Source organism: Nonomuraea harbinensis (genome assembly GCF_019396385.1).
In the GTDB taxonomy this organism is placed as follows: domain Bacteria; phylum Actinomycetota; class Actinomycetes; order Streptosporangiales; family Streptosporangiaceae; genus Nonomuraea; species Nonomuraea ferruginea.
Genome location: NZ_JAHKRN010000007.1, coordinates 186,528 through 205,236, shown reverse-complemented (window position 1 = coordinate 205,236; position 18,709 = coordinate 186,528). Strand labels below are relative to the sequence as shown.

General features: G+C 71.9%; 19 protein-coding genes. 12 read left to right on the top strand and 7 right to left on the bottom strand.

From position 1 onward, the window contains the following. Positions 1–53 precede the first annotated feature (53 nt). The 3 genes from KME79_RS10365 to KME79_RS10355 form a co-directional block, all read right to left on the bottom strand. A complete protein-coding gene (locus KME79_RS10365; protein ID WP_219544231.1) occupies positions 54–233 on the bottom strand; it encodes a hypothetical protein in 180 nt (59 codons plus the stop codon). 173 nt (positions 234–406) lie between these two features. Then, complete coding sequence (locus KME79_RS10360; RefSeq protein WP_219544230.1) at positions 407–1,573, bottom strand: DUF6986 family protein; 1,167 nt, start codon at positions 1,571–1,573, stop codon at positions 407–409. A gap of 9 nt (positions 1,574–1,582) precedes the next feature. Further along, a complete protein-coding gene (locus KME79_RS10355; RefSeq protein WP_308248860.1) occupies positions 1,583–2,884 on the bottom strand; it encodes an FAD-dependent oxidoreductase in 1,302 nt (433 codons plus the stop codon). 245 nt (positions 2,885–3,129) lie between these two features. On the opposite strand from KME79_RS10355, the gene KME79_RS10350 reads away from it, so the two are divergent. From KME79_RS10350 to KME79_RS10335, 4 genes are all read left to right on the top strand, one after another. Beyond that, the gene (locus tag KME79_RS10350; protein ID WP_261808768.1) at positions 3,130–3,582 is read left to right on the top strand and encodes a hypothetical protein; all 453 of its coding nucleotides are present in this window, start codon (positions 3,130–3,132) and stop codon (positions 3,580–3,582) included. Positions 3,583–3,685: 103 nt separating this feature from the next. Further along, entirely contained in the window at positions 3,686–4,339 is a 654-nt protein-coding gene (locus KME79_RS10345; protein WP_148033623.1) for a hypothetical protein, read from the top strand. 70 nt (positions 4,340–4,409) lie between these two features. Continuing rightward, the gene (locus KME79_RS10340) at positions 4,410–6,155 is read left to right on the top strand and encodes a proline--tRNA ligase (protein ID WP_219544228.1); all 1,746 of its coding nucleotides are present in this window, start codon (positions 4,410–4,412) and stop codon (positions 6,153–6,155) included. Positions 6,156–6,217: 62 nt separating this feature from the next. After that, complete coding sequence (locus KME79_RS10335) at positions 6,218–7,009, top strand: class I SAM-dependent DNA methyltransferase (protein ID WP_219544227.1); 792 nt, start codon at positions 6,218–6,220, stop codon at positions 7,007–7,009. Positions 7,010–7,077: 68 nt separating this feature from the next. Here KME79_RS10335 and KME79_RS10330 read toward each other — a convergent pair whose 3' ends face one another. From KME79_RS10330 to KME79_RS46885, 3 genes are all read right to left on the bottom strand, one after another. Then, on the bottom strand, positions 7,078–7,722 hold the full coding sequence (locus KME79_RS10330) for a DUF998 domain-containing protein (protein ID WP_219544226.1): 645 nt from the start codon (positions 7,720–7,722) through the stop codon (positions 7,078–7,080). A gap of 190 nt (positions 7,723–7,912) precedes the next feature. Continuing rightward, positions 7,913–8,539 carry a PadR family transcriptional regulator gene (locus KME79_RS10325; protein WP_219544225.1) on the bottom strand — a complete coding sequence of 209 codons (627 nt, stop codon included), beginning with the start codon at positions 8,537–8,539 and terminating at the stop codon, positions 7,913–7,915. A 97-nt stretch (positions 8,540–8,636) separates the two neighbouring features. Continuing rightward, positions 8,637–9,635: a DUF4439 domain-containing protein gene (locus tag KME79_RS46885; RefSeq protein WP_308248859.1), complete on the bottom strand. Its 999-nt coding sequence runs from the start codon at positions 9,633–9,635 to the stop codon at positions 8,637–8,639. Between the two features lie 230 nt (positions 9,636–9,865). Here KME79_RS46885 and rimP point away from each other — a divergent pair, with 230 nt between their 5' ends. The 8 genes from rimP to truB all read left to right on the top strand — a co-directional run bounded on the left by rimP (position 9,866) and on the right by truB (position 17,663). Further along, positions 9,866–10,351 carry a ribosome maturation factor RimP gene (rimP, locus tag KME79_RS10315; RefSeq protein WP_148033618.1) on the top strand — a complete coding sequence of 162 codons (486 nt, stop codon included), beginning with the start codon at positions 9,866–9,868 and terminating at the stop codon, positions 10,349–10,351. A 22-nt stretch (positions 10,352–10,373) separates the two neighbouring features. Next, complete coding sequence (gene nusA / locus KME79_RS10310) at positions 10,374–11,366, top strand: transcription termination factor NusA (RefSeq protein ID WP_148034851.1); 993 nt, start codon at positions 10,374–10,376, stop codon at positions 11,364–11,366. Next, positions 11,350–11,661 (top strand): YlxR family protein, encoded by a 312-nt coding sequence (locus KME79_RS10305; RefSeq protein WP_219544224.1) that lies wholly within the window; start codon positions 11,350–11,352, stop codon positions 11,659–11,661. The genes nusA and KME79_RS10305 overlap by 17 nt, the downstream gene beginning before the upstream one ends. A gap of 113 nt (positions 11,662–11,774) precedes the next feature. Next, positions 11,775–14,888: a translation initiation factor IF-2 gene (gene infB, locus KME79_RS10300; RefSeq protein WP_219544223.1), complete on the top strand. Its 3,114-nt coding sequence runs from the start codon at positions 11,775–11,777 to the stop codon at positions 14,886–14,888. Between the two features lie 93 nt (positions 14,889–14,981). Continuing rightward, positions 14,982–15,278, top strand: a complete 297-nt coding sequence (locus KME79_RS10295; protein ID WP_148033615.1) for a DUF503 domain-containing protein — start codon at positions 14,982–14,984, stop codon at positions 15,276–15,278. A gap of 41 nt (positions 15,279–15,319) precedes the next feature. Continuing rightward, positions 15,320–15,769 (top strand): 30S ribosome-binding factor RbfA, encoded by a 450-nt coding sequence (rbfA, locus tag KME79_RS10290; protein ID WP_219544222.1) that lies wholly within the window; start codon positions 15,320–15,322, stop codon positions 15,767–15,769. An 8-nt stretch (positions 15,770–15,777) separates the two neighbouring features. Then, positions 15,778–16,788 (top strand): DHH family phosphoesterase, encoded by a 1,011-nt coding sequence (locus tag KME79_RS10285; protein ID WP_308248858.1) that lies wholly within the window; start codon positions 15,778–15,780, stop codon positions 16,786–16,788. Then, positions 16,788–17,663, top strand: coding sequence for a tRNA pseudouridine(55) synthase TruB (truB, locus tag KME79_RS10280; protein WP_219544220.1), 876 nt, complete (start codon positions 16,788–16,790; stop codon positions 17,661–17,663). The genes KME79_RS10285 and truB overlap by 1 nt, the downstream gene beginning before the upstream one ends. Here the strand turns inward: truB and KME79_RS10275 are convergent. Further along, on the bottom strand, positions 17,660–18,679 hold the full coding sequence (locus KME79_RS10275) for a TRM11 family SAM-dependent methyltransferase (RefSeq protein WP_219544219.1): 1,020 nt from the start codon (positions 18,677–18,679) through the stop codon (positions 17,660–17,662). The genes truB and KME79_RS10275 overlap by 4 nt on opposite strands. Positions 18,680–18,709: the final 30 nt, after the last annotated feature.

Sequence of the window (18,709 nt, the reverse complement as noted above, 5' to 3'; positions counted from 1 at the left end):
GCGCCCGGCAAGTCCCCCTCATCGGTGCGCGCCACGCCGGTTCGCGTCGGACGCTAGACCCGGTGGCACTCTTCGCTGGTCTTGCTGTACTTCGTGTCTCCGCTGGTCACAGAGCAGACGAAGCCGGAGCCAGGGCGCATCGCGCCGACGACGAGGTCGAGCTGGTCGTCGTCGACGAGCTCGACGACGTCGGTGTCCTCCGGTGCGAGATCACCGATGTGGAGCTTGATCATCTTGGTTTCCTTCCTGACATGCGGTGCTGCCGACAGCGTGCGGCACCGCTCTGATCGCTCCTCATGGTCGCTTCGCACCCCGGGCATCCGCCTGAGTAGTGAGTACTCAAACCCGTGTGGCGCACGTCACATGGAGGGCCGCGCCGGTGTCAGGAACCGGCCGGCGTCATCGTCTATCCCTGCGGCCGGCCCAGCGCCAGGTCGGCCCGGCGCAGGGCCGCCACCAGTGTCTTGACGGTCGCCGGCTCGTCCATCACGCCGCCCCCGGCCGCGCGCCGCTCCTCCCAGGCGCGCACCCGCTCCCGGTAGGCGTCGTAACGCGCCAGATGGAAGGCGTAGACGGTGGCGAACCGGCTCACCAGATGCGACGGGTGCATGTCCCACCCCTGGTGGAACCCGTGCGCCAGGGAGTGACGCACCAGCGCCGCGTGCCGCCGCCACAGCGCCCGCACGTCGGCGGACGAGCCGGAGGCGGGGGAGGCGGCCAGCGAACCGTCCGACAGCTCCACCCCGGTGCCCGCGAACGCCGTCTGCGTCACGTGCCGCGCGTGGTCGCAGGCCGGATGGTCGAGCCGCTGCTCGTGCGGCGGCAGCCCGAGCGCGGCGGTGTAGTCGAACACCCCGAAGTGCGCCGCCGACAGCCTCCCGCCCAGCTCGCCGGCCAGCTCGGCACGCAGGAACCGCACGGTCTGCGGCGCCTCCACCTGGATCTCGAACCGCAGCGGGGGGAGCCCCAGCGCCCGCTCCAGCCGCTCCAGGAACGCGACGAACTGCCCGAGGTACGCCTCCATCAGCACCTTGGGGAAGGTCACCACGAAACCGTCCGGCAGCTCGCCGAGCCGCTCGACGATCCCGGTGACGAACCCGTCGAGCGTCCGCACGGACCGCTCCGGATCCCCGTCGGCGAACGACTTCACCCGAGGCCCCCACCGCCGCGGCAGCGTGCCCGCCGCGCGCATCGCGGCCAGCGCCTCGACCGCCTGCTCGACGTGGCCGTCCTCCTCGCCCGGCCGCACGCCGTACCCGTCCTCGAAGTCCACCCGCAGGTCCTCGACCGGCTCGCCGGCGAGCTTGCGCAGCACCCGCTCGTGCACGGCGGCCGACAGCTCCGCCGGCACGTCGAACACCTCGGCCAGCTCGGCGGGCGTGGCCAGGTGCGCCTTGGCCAGCGCCAGCGCCTCGTCGCCCCACGCGGCCACGGTGCCGGCGCCGAACCGGTCGGCGGGCACGTACACGGTGTGCACGGGCTGCCAGCCGGGCTCGGCCGCGGGGTAGCGCTCCTGCTGCAGCCGGTAGACCTCGGGGAAGCCGGGCACGCCTGACGGGACGGTGGTACGCATGCGTTCCTCTCAGGGGCGGCAGGCCCGCAGCATCGCCTCCAGGCCGGTCAGCTTGACCCGCTCGCCGCGGCCCAGCGACTTGGCCAGCTCGGCCTCGGCCGACTCGATCGCCAGCCATTCCTCGTACGTCACCGGGTGGACCCCGCGCTCGGACAGCAGCGTGTCGAGCGGCCTGAGGTCGCGCGGCGCCTGCCCCGAGAGGTCGGACAGCAGCGTGCGGACGGTCTCGGCGGCGTCGGACTTGTTCGTGCCGATCACGCCGGTCGGGCCGCGCTTGAGCCAGCCGGCGACGTACTCGCGCTCGCGCACCCGCCCCGCCGCGTTCGGCACGGTCATCGTCTTCTCCGAGAACGGCACGCCGGGCAGCGGGATGCTCTGGTAGCCGACCGAGCGCAGCACCATGCCGACCGGCAGCGTCTCGTACTCGCCGGTGCCGACCACGCGGCCCTCCGGCGACAGGATCGTGCGCTCCAGCTTGAGCCCCTCGACCCGCTCGGTGCCCAGGATCTCCACCGGACGCAGCCAGAACCGCACGTCCAGGCGGCGCGGCCGGCCGGCCGGGCTGCGCTCCGACCACGAGCGCAGCACCTCGATGTTGCCCCTGATCTGGCGGGGGAAGTCGGCGCCGAGCACGACGGCCTCATCGGGGCGCACGCACACGTCGGCGTTGGCGAGCTCGCCCAGCTCGCGCAGCTCCTTCAGGGTGAACTTGGCGTGCTCGGGGCCACGGCGGCCGATCATGTGGATGGCCTTGACCTGGCTGCTCTCCAGCCGCTCCAGCACCTCGTGGGGCACGTCGGTGGCGCTCAGCTCCTCGGAGGTCTTGGCCAGGATCCGCACCACGTCGACGGCCACGTTGCCGACGCCGATCACCGCCACCTCGGGGCTGTCGAGCGTGAACCGCGACGGGTCCACGTCGGGATGGCCGCAGTACCAGTTCACGAAGTCGGTGGCGGCCACGCTGCCCGGCAGGTCCTCGCCGGGGATGCCCAGCCGCCGGTCCACCATCGCGCCGGTGCAGTAGACGACCGCGTCGTAGCAGGCCAGCAGGTCCTCGACGGTCACGTGCTCGCCCAGCGTGACGCCGCCGAGGAAGCGCACCTCGGGCTGCTCCAGCACCTTGCGCAGGTAGTTGGCGATCGACTTGATCGACGTGTGGTCGGGCGCGACGCCGTACCTGACCAGCCCGTACGGGGTCGGCAGCCGTTCGAGGACGTCCACCTCCACGGCTCCGCCGGACTGCTTGATCAAGGCCTCCGCCGTGTAGATCCCAGCAGGACCGGATCCGATGACCGCCACGCGCAACGTCACGCTGCCTCCCTCGTTCCGGAGATTGTGTACCAGTGGGCACACGCCCCACCAGGTGCAACCTGCCGGTGTGATCGATTTATCCCCGATCGTCCGTACGGATGAACCCCCGCCCTTCGTGCATACCGCCCGAACGTGACGTCTGTCGATATCCTCCTATCTCGGCCTATGTCCGCAGCCGCCCGGCCCGCACTTCTGACCCACCCGCCCCTTGCGGAAACGCGTCCACGCCGATCACAGTGTTGCTCGTGAGGCGAAAGCACGCGCTGCGACGGACGAAGGACGGCACGCCGCCCGCCGCGGCCGACCTGCCGGCCGGCGGCGCGGTGCACTACGAGGCGTTCGGCCGGGTCATGGCCGCGCTCGCGACCGAGGCCGACTTCATCGAATCCTGCCGCGACCTGACCTGGTGGCGCGGCGCCGACCCGAGCTGGCACGTCGAGTGGCGCGACGGCCCGTTCGCCGCCGAGGTGGCGGCCCTGCTCTCCGACCGCATGCCCGGCCTGGTCACGACGGGCACGAGCGGCGACTCCTGCGCCGTGCTCGACGTCATGGGCGTCCGCTTCGAGCTGCGCGCCATCGACCCGATGGGCCGGGCACGAGTGCGCGCCCGCCCCGGCCTCTGGCGCCTGGCCGAGGCGCTCGACACCACCCGCCGCACCAACACCCGCCATCCGTGGGAAGAACTCCTGGGCGGCTGACGTTACTTCCGGTTAACCGAAATTTGCCTTTCTTGTACGTGCACATAATGTGGAACTGGTCGTCCGCGGCGTCTGCCTGAGGAGGGATGACCTGAGTATTGAGATGAAGACAAGCACGATCGACCACGACTACTTTCTCGAATTCGACCGTCGTCAGCGACGCATCGAGATCCACTTGGTGGTGGCCTTCTTCGCCGGACTGGCCGTCGGCCTCGTCGGCATGCTCGGCGCCGGCCGGATCCCCGGCTGGGCTGGCCAGGTCTACGACCCGTACGCCTATCTGGCCCTGACGGTCGCCGTCGGCGCCACCGCCACCGGCTTCGGCTGGGCGCTGCTGACCACGTTCCTGGCAGCGGTGTCGACCGTGGTGGCCACCATGGGCGGCGGCGCCCTGCGCGGCGATCTCGACGTCACCCTTCTCGGCGGCACGCCGGCCGGGCTCCACTGGACGTTCGCCCTGCTCGTCGGGCTCGGGCTGCTGGCCTACGCGACCCGCAGGGACGACCGGTGGGGCGATCTCGCGGCCGGGGTGATCGGCGCCGCCGTGGTGACCGACGTCGTGGACCGGGCGACGCCCGGGTTCATCGCCGCCGAGCCGTACTTCTGGCCGCTGCCCGCCCTGCCGGTGGGGGCCCTTGCGGCTGCCGCCGTGCTCCTGCTGCGCCGCACGGGGCCGGCTCGGGCGCGCGCTCTCGCGCTGGCCGCCGTCATCGCCGGGCTGTTCGCCATGGGGCTGGCCGTCCTGCCCGGGGGATAAGCCCGCGCGTACGCCTCCTCGGAATCGATAGCCTGTAATCCTTCAAGCCGGTTTCGAGCAAGGAGTAGCCGTGTTGCTGCGCATGTCGTCGTTGTTTCTTCGCACCCTGCGGGACGACCCGGCAGACGCGGAAGTGCCGAGCCACAAGCTCCTCGTTCGCGCCGGATACGTCCGCCGGGTAGCGCCCGGAATCTACTCGTGGCTGCCCCTCGGCAAGATGGTGCTGGAGAACATCGCCCGCGTCGTCCGCGAGGAGATGAACCGGATGGGCGCCCAGGAGGTGCTCTTCCCCGCGCTGCTGCCCCGCGAATACTACGAGGCCACCGGCCGCTGGACCGAGTACGGCGACACGCTCTTCCGGCTGCACGACCGCAAGGGCGCCGACTACCTGCTCGGGCCCACCCACGAGGAGCTCTTCACCGACATGGTCAAGGGCGAATACTCCTCCTACAAGGACTACCCGGTCACGCTCTACCAGATCCAGACCAAATACCGCGACGAGGCCAGGCCCCGGGCGGGCATCCTGCGCGGCCGCGAGTTCCTCATGAAGGACTCCTACTCCTTCGACCTCGACGACGACGGACTCAAGCACTCCTACGAGCAGCACCGCGAGACCTACATCCGCACCTTCGACCGGCTCGGCATCCGCTACAAGATCGTGTTCGCCACGTCGGGCGCGATGGGCGGGTCCGCCTCGGAGGAGTTCCTGGCGCCCACGCCCACCGGCGAGGACACGTTCGTGGCCTGCCACTCGTGCGGCTACGCGGCCAACGCCGAGGCCGTCACCACTCCCGCGCCGCCCGCCCGCGCCCTCGACGGGCTGCCCGCCCTGCGCGTCATGGACACCCCCGATACCCCGACCATCGAGTCGCTGGTCTCGCACGTCAACGAGCACCACGGTCTGTCGATCACCGCCGCCGAGACGCTCAAGAACGTCGTCGTCAAGGTGTCCACGCCCGGCTCCGACAAGGTCGAGACCCTGGTCATCGGCGTGCCCGGCGACCGCGAGGTCGACTTCAAGCGACTGGAGGCCGCGCTCGCCCCCGGCGAGCCCGCCATCTTCGAGGCCGACGACTTCGCCAGGCATCCCGGCCTGGTCCGCGGCTACATCGGCCCGCAGGTGCTGCGCGAGCTCGGCATCCGCTACCTCGTCGACCCCCGGGTCGTCACCGGCACCGCCTGGGTGACCGGCGCCAACGAGCCGGGCAAGCACGCCGCCGACGTCGTCGCGGGCCGCGACTTCGAGCCCGACGGCACCGTCGAGGCGGCCGAGGTGCGCGCCGGCGACCCCTGCCCCCGCTGCGGCTCGGCGCTCTCCATCGACCGGGGCATCGAGATCGGCCACATCTTCCAGCTCGGCCGCAAGTACGCCGACGCCGCCGGGCTCGACGCGCTCGGCCCCGACGGCAAGCCGGTCCGCGTCACCATGGGCTCCTACGGCATCGGCGTCTCCCGCGCGGTGGCGGTCATCGCCGAGCAGGCCCACGACGAGCTCGGCCTGGTCTGGCCGCGCGAGGTCGCCCCCGCCGACGTGCACATCGTCGGCACCGGCAAGGACCGCCAGGTCGAGGCCGCCCTGGAGCTGGCCGCCGAGCTGGAGTCGCGCGGCCTGCGGGTGCTCGTCGACGACCGGCCCCAGGTGTCGCCCGGCGTCAAGTTCAAGGACGCCGAGCTGCTGGGCGTCCCGACGATCGTGGTGATCGGCCGCGGCCTGGCCCAGGGTGTGGCCGAGCTGCGCGACCGGGTGACCGGCGAGAAGCAGGAGATCCCGCTCGCGGAGGCTGCCGACCGGATCGTCGCCGCCTGCGCATCCTGACAATTCCGGCGAAACACCGCCCCGGTTTGACGGGGCGGTGGGGGGCTGTAAGTCTCGACCCGGTGAAGCCACACGTCGAACTGAAAGACTTCTGGGAGCGACGCCTGCAGTCCGACTGGACCGAGAGCGGCGTCGGCTACAAGGCCCTCGGCAGGGCGTTCAACATCTGGATGTACCGAGTGCGCGCCGAGGGCTTCCGCCGCGAGGTCGCCGCCCTGGGTCTCGACCTGCCCAAGTCCCGGGTCCTCGACATCGGGTCCGGCACCGGCTTCTACGTCCGCCAGTGGCGGGCGCTGGGCGCCGAGTCCATCACGGGCAGCGACCTCACCGAGGCGGCCGTCGACCGCCTGCGCGGCCGCTTCCCCCGTGACGCGTTCCTGCGGCTCGACATCGCCGACCCCGGCGACGCACTCGAAGACGCCTCCTACGACGTCGTGTCGGCGATGGACATGCTCTTCCACATCACCGACGACACGCGCTACCGCGCCGCCCTGACCAACATCGGCAGGGCGGTCAAGCCCGGCGGCGTCTTCGTGCTGTCGGAGAACTTCCTGCACCGGCCCGAGCAGCGCTCCGACTACCAGGTCAACCACACGCTGCCGTGGATCACCGCGGCCCTCGACGAGGCCGGGTTCGAGGTGCTGCGCCGCGTCCCCATGCTCGTCCTGATGAACGCCCAGGTGGACGCCAACCCCGTCTGGCGCAAGCTGTGGGGCGGCTTCCTGCGCGCGGTCACGCTGACCGAGATCACGGGCTGGCTGGCCGGCGCCCTGCTGCATCCGCTCGAACGCCGCCTGGTCCGGGTGCTCCGCGAGAGCCCGACCACCGAGCTCATGATCTGCCGCCGCCGCTGACCTCTTCGGGAGGGTCGCCGCCTTGCCCGGAAGCGAGGCGGCGACGCGTCAGCGCTCGCGGGCGGTCCTCATGCCCGCCTCCTGAAGGCCAGCACGCCCATGGCCGCGAACCAGGCGTGCACCTCGACGATGCCCAGCCGCTGCACCAGCCCGGCCACCCCCTGCTCGGCGCCGTCGGCCGTGGGCTGGAAGGTCAGGAAGAACAGCACGAGCAGCACCAGCGTCAGCGGGCTGCCCACGAGCAGCCACGTGCCGAACCGGCGCAGGCCGGGCATCCGGCGGAAGTACCTCCCCGCCACCAGGAAGCCGATCACCGGCGTGCCGATGGCCAGCAGGTAGCCGAGCGTGTGCGGCATCATCTCCTCAAGGGTGAAGATCCCGCAGAGGATCTGGCCCACGCCGCTCAGCCCGAGCAGCACCACGCAGGCCAGGCGGCCGGGCCCCGCGAACGTGCGGAAGACGCCGGCCACACCGGCGATCAGCATCAGCCCGGTGACGACGAACGCGGCGTTCATGAAGGGCCCGGTGACGCCCATGCCGAGCCCGCTGACGGGCTGGCTGATGGGCGAGTATCCGGTGAACCGGTGGCCGAAGAGCGTGTAGCCCGGGCTGACCAGGCCGAGCACGACCCAGGACAGCGCGAACAGCGCGGGCCCGGCGGCCGCCCCCAGGGCCATCCATCGAGCGGTTAACGGGTAAGCGGGACGGAACATGACAGAACTCCTCCAGTGATCGACGTGCCCCACGGGGAGGAATCCCGGTTACCCTTGCGGTTGCCGACCTCGTGCACCGGGTTCCGTTCCCGCGGGATCTGATACGAGGCCGACCCCGGTCGCGGTGTTCCCGCACCGCACCGGGGTCCTGCCCCTCCGGCCTGCCGTGGCGGCAGTCCGTTGAGCGGGGTCAGCCCGGCGGACCACCCCCGTCGGTGTTCCAGGCGGCGTGCGCCTGCGCCCACTGAGGGCCCCAGCCGGTCTCGGGGTCCGTGATCCGCCGGACGAACCGTTCGACGAACGCCGTCTCGGCCTCCAGGAGCGCGAGCCGATACTCCTCCTCGACGACGAACAGCTCCGGCATGCCCGCGCCCACCGTGTCCTCGATCAGGGCGGTGATCTCCGCGCGCTGCGCGGCGAGCCGTTCCAGCCGCCTGCGCAGCAGCTCCACGACCTGGTCCGGCGGCAGCGCCCCGATCAGCGACAGCGCGGCCACGAATCCCGGATACTCGTGCTTCGGCTGCTCCACCAGCTCGCTGAGCCAGTCACGCAGCTCCCGCCGCCCCTCGTCGGTGAGCCCGTACACGGTCCGCTCCGGCAACTGCCCCTGCCGGCTCGTGCCGACCTCGACGATGAGCCCGGCGCGGGCGAGCTGCCCGACGACCATGTAGAGCGAGCCGTGGTTGTACTTGATGCTGCGGGCGTCCCCGTGCTCACGCAGGGTCCGGCCGAGCTCGTACGGGTGCATGGGACGCCGGCTCAGATAGGACAGGACGGCCAGCGCCAGCAGGTTTCCCACTTTGCGCTTCTCCGCCATCACGCCTCCTGTAGTCAGGATCAACTATCCGGTGTCGGCTAGTCGATGTCAACTACTTCGCCGAGCGCTCCAAGGGAGCGGACCACGCTGCCGAAGGTCAGCCGCCGGGAGTCGGGGTGACGGACGGGGCGGGAGCGGCGGGCGCCGGCATGCCCGGGAAGGCCGTGGTGACGCCCCGGTGGAAGGAGTGGGCCCGGACGACCGCCTCCTGCACGGCCACCGCCGCGTAGCGCCGCAGCGCGGTGTCCCCGGCCGCCACCAGCTCCAGATAGGACGCGGTGAGCCCGGTCTCGACGTGGGCCGCGAGCCGGGAGGCGGCCGCAGCGCTCGACGGGACGGAGGGCAGCGCGTAGGAGGCCTGGGCCTCGCTGGGCTGCCCGCCGCGGGCGGTGATGAGACGGCGCAACTGGTCGCGGCGGTCGCGGTGCGCGTCGAAGGCGCGGGTGAGGCGGGTGCGCAGGGAGCCGGTGGTGCGGGCGCCCATCAGGCCGTACGCGAAGACCGCGGCGTGCTCCGCCGAGAGCGCCTTGCGGAGCTTCTCGACGTCTCCAGGATCGCCGTGGGCGCCGGCGGCAGGCGGCCGGGGCGGCTTGACGACGGAGGCGGCGTGCAGGGCCTCGCAGGCGCCGATGCTCGCCACCAGCTGGGCCAGGGCGGGCGCCACACCCGCGAGCTGGGCGGGCCGCCGCGCCGCCGCCTCGCGCTCCAGCGCCCGCAGCCGCGACAGCGTCATCTTGGGCGCGGCCGTGGTGGTAGGGGAGACCGACGCCGTGGCCGACGCCGTGGCCGACGGGCTGGCGGCCCGGCTGGGGGACTGCGCGGGAGGCCGGGCGGTCAGCCCGGGGAAGCGCCGCCGCAGCTCGGCCAGGTGGGCGAGGTGGCGGTCGCGATAGGCGGTGAGCTTGCCGCCGTCGGCGATCAGCGCCGCGTAGAGCGCGATCGTCCGCTCCTTGTCGGCGATGAGGACGCGGGCCAGCGCCTGCTCGGGGGTGTCGCGTACCGGCTGGGGGTCGGGCGGCGCGCTGCAGCCCGCGAGCAACGCCACGACGGCCCCGCCCGCCAGCAGGGCTCGCCTGGAGAGGTGAGGCTGGCGCACGAGCAGGACCTTTCACTGTTGCGGACCGCAGAGAGCATCGTACGGGCTGGCACCCCCGCACGCGGTCAGGCGCGGCGTGTGCGGGGATCACGGCGAGTGGGGTGAGTGACGCTCTGCGCAGGCCGCCGAACAGATAGGGTGTCAACTGTCGTCGCTGGCCGAGCGGGCCGGCGGCGCTGAGCCAGTGGCGAGGTCCGCCCGGCTGTGACTCGACAATAGGGGAGGTCGATATGGGCAGCGCGTCACCCCGCGACCACCTGATGAAGCTCCTGGAGCCCGTGGTCGCCGCTGAGGGCCTCGACCTGGAGGACGTGACGGTCACCAAGGCCGGCAAGCGGCGGCTGCTCCGTGTGGTCGTCGACCGTGACGGCGGCGTGAGCCTCGACGACGTGGCCGACGTGAGCCAGGCCGTCTCGGCGGCCCTCGACGAGGACGACGCGATGGGCGCCGCTCCCTACACGCTCGAGGTGTCCTCGCCCGGGGTCGACCGTCCGCTGACCGAGCCGCGCCACTGGAGGCGCGCCGCCAAGCGGCTGGTCAAGGCGGAGATGCGAGACGGCGGCCTCATCGAGGGCAGGGTGTTGTCAGCCGACGACGCCGGAGTCGACCTCGAGGTCGACGGCGCCGCTCGCAGGCTCGACTATCAAGACCTGGCCCGCGGGCGGGTGCAGGTGGAGTTTCGCCGCATCGACGACGTCGACGGCGACGAGGGCTAGGGGGAGCCTCGTGGACATCGACATGAGCGTCCTGCGCAGCCTGGAGCGGGAGAAGGACATCTCCTTCGACCTGGTCGTCAAGGCCATCGAAGACGCGCTGCTGATCGCCTACTTCCGCACCGAGGGAGCCGGCGCCAAGGCGCGCGCCGAGCTCGACAAGGCGACCGGCCACGTCACGATCTGGGCGGCCGAGCTCGACGAGGACGGCGAGATCGCGCGCGAGTACGACGACACTCCGGGCAACTTCAGCCGGATCGCGGCCACCACCGCCAAGCAGGTCATCCTGCAGCAGCTGCGCGACGCCGAGGACGAGATCAACTTCGGCGAGTTCGCCAGCCGCGAGGGCGAGCTGGTCTCCGGCGTGATCCAGCAGGGCAAGGATCCGCGGGTGGTGCTGGTCGACCTCGGCAAGATCGAGGCCGTGCTGCCCGCCCACGAGCAGGTGCCGGGCGAGGAATACACCCACGGCGAGCGCATCCGCGCCTACGTGGTGCAGGTGAAGAAGGGCCACAAGGGCCCGTCGGTCACGCTCTCGCGCACCCACCCGGGGCTGGTGAAGAAGCTGTTCGCGCTCGAGGTGCCGGAGATCGCCGACGGCACCGTCGAGATCGCCGCCGTCGCGCGCGAGGCCGGCCATCGCACCAAGATCGCCGTACGGTCGCGCAAGCCGGGAGTCAACGCCAAGGGCGCCTGCATCGGCCCGATGGGCTCGCGGGTGCGCAACGTGATGACCGAGCTGCACGGCGAGAAGATCGACATCATCGACTGGTCCGAGGACCCTGGTGAGTTCGTCGGGAATGCCCTGTCGCCCGCCCGTGTTTCCCATGTCGAGGTTCTCGATCTCGACGGACGGGTGGCCCGGGTCATCGTGCCCGACTACCAGCTCTCGCTGGCCATCGGCAAGGAAGGGCAGAATGCCCGGCTTGCCGCGCGGCTGACAGGCTGGCGGATCGACATCCGTCCCGACACCCAGGCAGAGGATGCCGCCGGTTCCGTAGATGCGTCGACACGGTAATCTGGAATATGGTTGCCACGCGGCCCCACAGCGCACCTGTGTGGGCTGCAGGGTTCGCACGGACAAGTCCGAGCTGCTCCGACTGGTGCTGGTCGAGGACCAGGTGGTCCCCGACCAGCGAGGACAGCTTCCTGGCAGGGGTGCATCGCTGCACCCGTCCATGAACTGTCTGGAGCTCGCCGAGCGTCGCCGGGCGTTCCCGCGCGCGTTTCGCGTGCCGGGGCCGCTCGACGTCTCGCGAGTGCGGGCACACTTGAAGGAGAACCACGAAATGTCATGTAGGACGCCGAGTTGATGGGGCGGAGTCAGATTGCTATGAGCGCCTGATGAGCACGCGGCGATGAAGACGTCAAGGTAGCGACGGTCCGGACGGCACAGCCAGCCTCCCGGGCCGAGTTAGGGAGTGCAGTGGCGAAGGTCCGGGTATACGAGCTCGCTAAGGAGTTCGGCGTTGAGAGCAAGGTCGTCATGGCCAAGCTCCAGGAGATGGGGGAGTTCGTCCGTTCGGCGTCCTCCACCATCGAAGCGCCGGTGGTCCGCAGGCTCACCGAAGCTCTGGGTGCGTCGAAGGGCGCGCCCTCGAGGGGCGGCGGTTCGCCGTCCCGCAAACCGCAGCCGCCGAAGGCTGCCCCCCGGCCGGCGGACAGCCAGGCCGGAAACGGCGCCCCTCAGGCGTCGGTCCCCTCATCACCTCCGCGTCCCGGGCCCAAGCCCGGTCCGCGTCCCGGCCCGGCAGGCGGCACGCCTCGCCCGCCGGTGCCGATGCCGCAGCAGCAGCAGCCACCGCAGCCGCAGCAGCAGCCGCGACAGGAGCCCGAGGCCGCCCGCGGCGAGGCGCCCAGCGCCCCGCAGGCCCGGTTCGACACCGGCCAGCAGCGGCCGACGCCCGGCCCGCGTCCCGGTCCCGCGGCCCGTCCCGGCCCCAAGCCGGGGCCGGCCCCGCGTCCCGGCGCCGGCCGTGAGGGTGGCGGCGCCGCGCAGGCTCCGCGTCCCGGCGGCGCACCGTCGGACCGCGGCCCGCGTCCCGGCCCCAAGCCGGGCCCGCGCGGCCCGCGTCCTGGCAACAACCCGTTCTCGTCCAACGCGAGCGGCATGGGCCAGGCGCGCCCGCGTCCCGGTGGCAACCGTGACGGTGCGGGCGCAGGCCCGCGCGACCGTCGCGACGGTCCGCCGCGTGACGGCGCCGCTCCGCGCCCGCCGCAGGGTCGCGGCGGCGACAGGCCCACGCCCGGTCCGCGTCCCGGCCCGCCCGGTGCGGCAGGTCCGCGTCCGGGTCCCGGCGCCGGTGGCCCGCGTCCCGGTCCTGGTGCGGGTGGCCCGCGTCCCGGTGGCCCGCGTCCCAACCCGATGATGATGCCGCAGGGTCGTCCGTCCGGCCCCGGTGGCGGCGGTGGCCGTCCCGGTGGTCCCGGCGGCGGCGGTGGCGGCCGTCCGGGTGGCGGTGGCCGTCCGGGTGGCGGTGGCGGTCGTCCCGGTGGCGGCGGTTTCGCCGGTCGCCCGGGTGGCGGCGGTCAGCGCACGGGCACCGGTGGTCCCGGTGGCGGCGGCGGTTTCGCCGGCCGTCCCGGCGGCGGTGGCCGTGGTCGCGGTGGCGGCACGGCGGGCGCCTTCGGGCGTCCCGGTGGCCGTCCGGCCCGTGGCCGCAAGTCCAAGCGCCAGAGGCGCCAGGAGTTCGACAACATGTCGGCACCGGCGATCGGCGGCGTGCAGGTCGCTCGCGGCAACGGCGCGACGATCCGGCTGCCGCGCGGCGCCTCGCTGTCCGACTTCGCCGACCGCATCGGGGCCAACCCCGCCTCGCTGGTGCAGATCATGCTGCACCTCGGCGAGATGGTGACGGCCACGCAGTCGGTCAACGAGGAGACGCTGCAGCTGCTCGGCGCCGAGCTGGACTACAACATCCAGGTCGTCAGCCCCGAGGAGGAGGACCGCGAGCTTCTCGAGGCCTTCGACATCGAGTTCGGCGAGAACGAGGGCGACGAGGCCGACCTGGCCGCACGGCCGCCGGTCGTGACCGTCATGGGTCACGTCGACCACGGTAAGACCAAGCTGCTTGACGCCATCCGCAAGACCAACACGGCGGCGCGCGAGGCGGGTGGCATCACCCAGCACATCGGCGCCTACCAGGTCACCACGGAGCACGAAGGCCAGGAGCGCAGGGTCACCTTCATCGACACCCCGGGTCACGAGGCGTTCACCGCCATGCGTGCCCGAGGCGCGAAGTCCACGGACATCGCGGTGCTGGTGGTCGCGGCCGACGACGGTGTCAAGCCGCAGACGATCGAGGCGCTCAACCACGCCCAGGCGGCCGACGTGCCGATCGTGGTCGCGGTCAACAAGGTCGACAAGGAGGGCGCCGACCCGAGCAAGGTCAGGGCCCAGCTCACCGAGTACGGCCTGGTGGCCGAGGAGTACGGCGGCTCGACGCTGTTCGTCGACATCTCCGCGCTCAAGGGGCAGGGCATCGAGAACCTCCTCGAGGCCATCCTGCTGACCGCGGACGCCGAGCTCGACCTGCGCGCCAACCCGACGATGGACGCTCAGGGCATCGCGATCGAGGCCTACCTCGACAAGGGCCGCGGCCCGGTGGCGACGGTCCTGGTCCAGCGCGGCACGCTCCGCGTCGGCGACTCGATCGTCTGTGGCGAGGCCTACGGCCGCGTCCGGGCGATGCTCGACGACACCGGCGAGCCGGTGGAGGAGGCCACCCCGTCGCGTCCCGTCCTGGTGATGGGTCTGACGGCGGTGCCGAGCGCGGGTGACAACTTCATCGTGGTCACCGACGACCGGATGGCCCGGCAGATCGCCCAGCAGCGCGCGGCGCGCAAGCGCAGCGCCGACATGGCGAAGTCGAGCCGCCGCCTCACCCTCGAGGAGCTGTTCAGCGACCTCGAGAAGGGCCGCGTCGACGAGCTCAAGCTCATCATCAAGGGTGACGTGTCCGGTTCGGTGGAGGCGCTGGAAGACGCGCTGCTCAAGATCGACGTCGGCGATGAGGTCAGGCTCCGTGTCCTGCACCGCGCCGTCGGTGCGATCACCGAGTACGACGTCAACCTCGCCGTCGCCGACGACAACGCGGTCATCATCGGCTTCAACGTGCGTCCCGAGCCTCGGGCGCGCGACCTGGCCGAGCGCGAGGGCGTCGACATCCGCTACTACTCGATCATCTACCAGGCGATCGAGGAGATCGAGGCGGCGCTCAAGGGCATGCTCAAGCCCGAGTTCGAAGAGGTCCAGATGGGCACGGCGGAGGTCCGCGAGGTCTTCAAGGTGCCGAAGATCGGCAACGTCGCCGGTTCGCTGGTCCGTTCGGGCGTGATCACCCGCAACAGCAAGGCCAGGGTGATCCGCGACGGCGTCGTCATCGCGGACAACCTGACCGTCTCGTCGCTGCGCCGGTTCAAGGATGACGCGACCGAGGTCCGCGAGGGCTTCGAGTGCGGCATCGGCGTCGGTTACAACGACATCAGGATCGACGACGTCATCGAGACGTTCGAGATGCGGGAGAAGCCGCGGGCCTGATCCGTGGCCGGGCGCCTTCCGCGCGTCCGGGCCGGTCTCCGCCGCACCGGCCCGGCGTGCGCTCGACACCAGTGCAAGCGGCGGTTGCCAACGATGTATGTGGGTGCCCTGACCCTGGACATCCTGCTCGGCGACGTGCACTCGCTGAAGCAGAAACGATCCGTCGTGCGTCCCCTGGTCGCCGAGCTGCACCGGCGCTTTCCCGCCGTGGCCGTGGCCGAGGTCGGCCATCTCGACCTGCACAGGAGGGCCGAGGTCGGCGTCGCGGTGATCTCCGCCTCCGCGGGTAACTGCAAAGAGGTGATGGACGCCTGCGAGCGGCTGGTGGCCTTCCGCCCCGAGATCGAGCTCCTGTCCGCCAGGCAGCGGCTCTACAACGACGATGACTGAACGAAAGCACGACCGCTCGTCGTGCGTGAGGGGGAGCGAACATGGTGGATGCAGCACGAGCACGCAAGCTCGCCGACCGCATCCAGCAGATCGTCGCCGAGATGCTGGAGCGCCGGATCAAGGACCCGCGTCTGGGCTTCGTCACCGTGACGGACACGCGGATCACCGCCGATCTGCGCGAGGCGACGGTCTTCTACACGGTGTTCGGCTCCGACGCCGAGCGCGCCGACAGCGCGGCCGCCCTCGAGAGCGCCAAGGGCGTCATCAGGTCCGAGGTGGGCCGTCAGACCGGCGTGCGCTTCACCCCGACGCTGACGTTCAAGCACGACCCGCTGCCCGACAGCGCCCGCCAGCTCGACGACCTGATCTCGGCGGCGCGCGCGCGTGACGCCGAGGTGGCGGAGCGGGCGCAGAGCGCCTCCTACGCCGGCGAGGCCGACCCCTACCGCAAGCCGGAAGAGGACGAGCAGGACGGGCCTTCGGCGCTGTGACCCCCGACGTGCGCGACAGACCGGGCCGTCCGGCCAGGAGCGGTTCCGTCACGGTGTCCGAGGACGCCTGGGAACGGGCGGTCGGTCTCATCTCCGAGGCCGACGAGGTCGCGCTGGCCTGCCACATCTCGCCGGACGGCGACGCGCTCGGCTCGATGCTCGCTGTCGGGTTCGTGCTGCGCTCGATGGGCAAGCGGGTGGCCGCCTCGTTCGGCGACCGCGACTTCACCGTGCCGCGCCTGCTCCGCTTCCTGCCGGGGCAGGACATGCTGGTGCCCCCCGACCGCTACCCGGCCGAGCCCGACCTCATGATCACCTTCGACTCGCCGTCGATCGCCCGGCTGGGGCTGCTGGAGGGCAGCGTCCGCCGGGCCCGCACGCTCATCGTGGTCGACCACCACCCGTCCAACGAGGGGTTCGGCACCGTCGACCTCATCGACGCCCGGGCGGCGGCCACCGCGATGCTCGCCGAGCAGCTCATCTACCGGCTCGGCGGCTCGCTCGACCGCGACATCGCCACCTGCCTGTACGCGGGGCTGGTCACCGACACCGGCTCGTTCCGCCACTCCTCGACCAGCCCGGCCGCACACCAGATGGCGGCCCGGCTGGTGGCCACCGGCCTGCACACCGACGAGATCGCCAGGGAGCTGTGGGACCGCGCCCCGTTCGGCTATCTCAAGGTGCTGGCCGCGGCGCTCGGCCGGGTGACGCTCGACGACGGCCTGGTGTGGACCTACGTGACGCGGGTCGACCGGGCCGCGTACGGGCTCCCGTACACCGAGCTCGAAGGCATCATCGACGTGGTGCGGCGCACCGACGAGGCCGACGTGGCGGCGGTGCTCAAGGAGGACGACCAGGGCGCCTGGCAGGTGTCGACCCGTTCCAAGGGCCGCATCGACGTGGCGCACGTGTGCGCCGCGCTGGGCGGCGGCGGCCACCACAACGCGGCCGGTTTCACCTCGTACGACAGCCCCGAGGCCACGATGGCGAAGTTCAGGGCCCTGCTGAGAGAGGCGTGATGGCCGAAAGCGGCTTGATCATCGTCGACAAACCCGCCGGTTGGACGTCCCACGACGTGGTGGCCAGGCTGCGCCGCCTGGCGGGCACCCGCCGGGTCGGGCACGCCGGCACGCTCGACCCGATGGCGACCGGCGTGCTCGTGGTCGGCGTGGAGAAGGCGACCAGGCTGCTCGGTCACCTGGCGCTGACCGAGAAGGTGTACGAGGCCACGATCCGGCTGGGTGTGGGCACGAACACCGACGACGCCGAGGGCGAGGTCACCGCGACCGCTTCGGCCGCGGACGTGGCCGAGGAGGCGATCCGGGCGGGCGTGGCCGCGCTCACCGGTGAGATCATGCAGGTCCCGCCCCAGGTGAGCGCCATCAAGGTCGACGGCAAGCGGGCCTACAAGCTGGCCCGCGCCGGCGAGGGGGTCGAGCTGGCCGCCCGGCCGGTGACCGTGCACGAGTTCGCGGTCACCGAGGTCCGCCGGCAGCCGGACGTGGTCGACGTCGACGCCACCGTGCGCTGCTCGTCCGGCACCTACATCAGGGCGCTCGCCCGCGACCTCGGCGCCGCGCTCGGCGTCGGCGGGCACCTGACGGCGCTGCGCCGCACCCGCGTCGGCCCGTACGGGCTCGACCAGGCCAGGACTCTCGACCAGCTCGCCGAGAAGTGCGAGATCCTGCCGATCGGCGAGGCGGTGGCGGCGGCGTTCCCGCGCAGGGACGTGAGCCTGGAGGAGGCCAGGGTGGTCATGCACGGCGGGCGGCTGCCCGCGGCCGGCCTGGGCAAGGGCCCGATCGGCATGTTCGGCCCCGACGGCGAGCTGCTGGCGCTGGTGGAGGAGCAGGGCCGGATGGCCAAGCCGCTGGCGGTCTTCGTCTCCGCCTAGGCGGGCTTGCGCGCCACCATGATGTCGCGCACGATCGCCTGGTCGACCCAGTGTTCGAAGTCGGGGTAGGCGACCACGTCGAGGCCGGCACCGGTGAGGATGGCGGCCAGCTCGTCCCGGCCGCCGCCGTAGGTGTTCCAGGAGACGCCCAGGGCGCCGCCGGGCCTCAGCAGCTCGGCCCAGACCGGCGCGGCCTGCTCCAGCAGCTCCAGCGGGCTGCGCGACAGCCCGCCGCCGCCCTTGCTGCCGTGCTGCACCCCGTAGGGGGCGTCGGTGACGACGGCGTGGAACGAGCCGGGCTTGAAGAACTCCCGGGCGCGCAGGGTGTCGGCGTTGACCACGGTGACCTTCTGGGTGTCGCCCGCCTTGTAGGCCTCCTTGGTGGTGCCGAACACCACGTCCAGCCGCCGCCCGGCCAGCGCCCGCTGCCGGCGCACCGGCACGGTCTCGGCGGTGTGCTTGAGCCGCTTGTTCTTCAGCCAGGTGCGCAGGAAGCCGGAGTAGGCCTCGAAGTCCTTGCCGTCGTGGTCGAGCCCGTAGGCGTCGTAGCCGTACATGAGCGCCTGGTTGAGGGTGGTGCCGCGGCCGCACAGCGGGTCGAACACGGAGAGCGCGCCGCCGAGCGGGAAGTCGGAGGCCAGCACGGTGACGTTGAGCAGCAGCTTGGTGAAGTGCTCGTTGGTCTTGCCGGCGTACTTCTGGATCGTGATCAGGTCGCTGCTCAGCCGGTCGAGCGGGTTGAGCTCCACCGGACGCAGCAGCTCGCCCTCCACCCCGAACAGGGCGTAGACCGACGACAGGTTGGACAGCAGCGCCACGTCCGGGCCGGAGAGCGGCTCCGCCGTCTCGAACGTGACGTAGGGCAGCCCGCCGATGCGGCTCTCCTCGATGGCCCGCACGCCGGCCGCCAGCCCGCGCTCGGCGAAGACGCCCAGCTCGGCGTGGGTGAGGCGGGGCGCGCTGTCGGCGTAGACCCGGTTGAAGGCAGGCAGGATCAGCAGCGCGTATCGAGGCATGCAGCGGATCGTACCGCCCTCGGTTGCGAG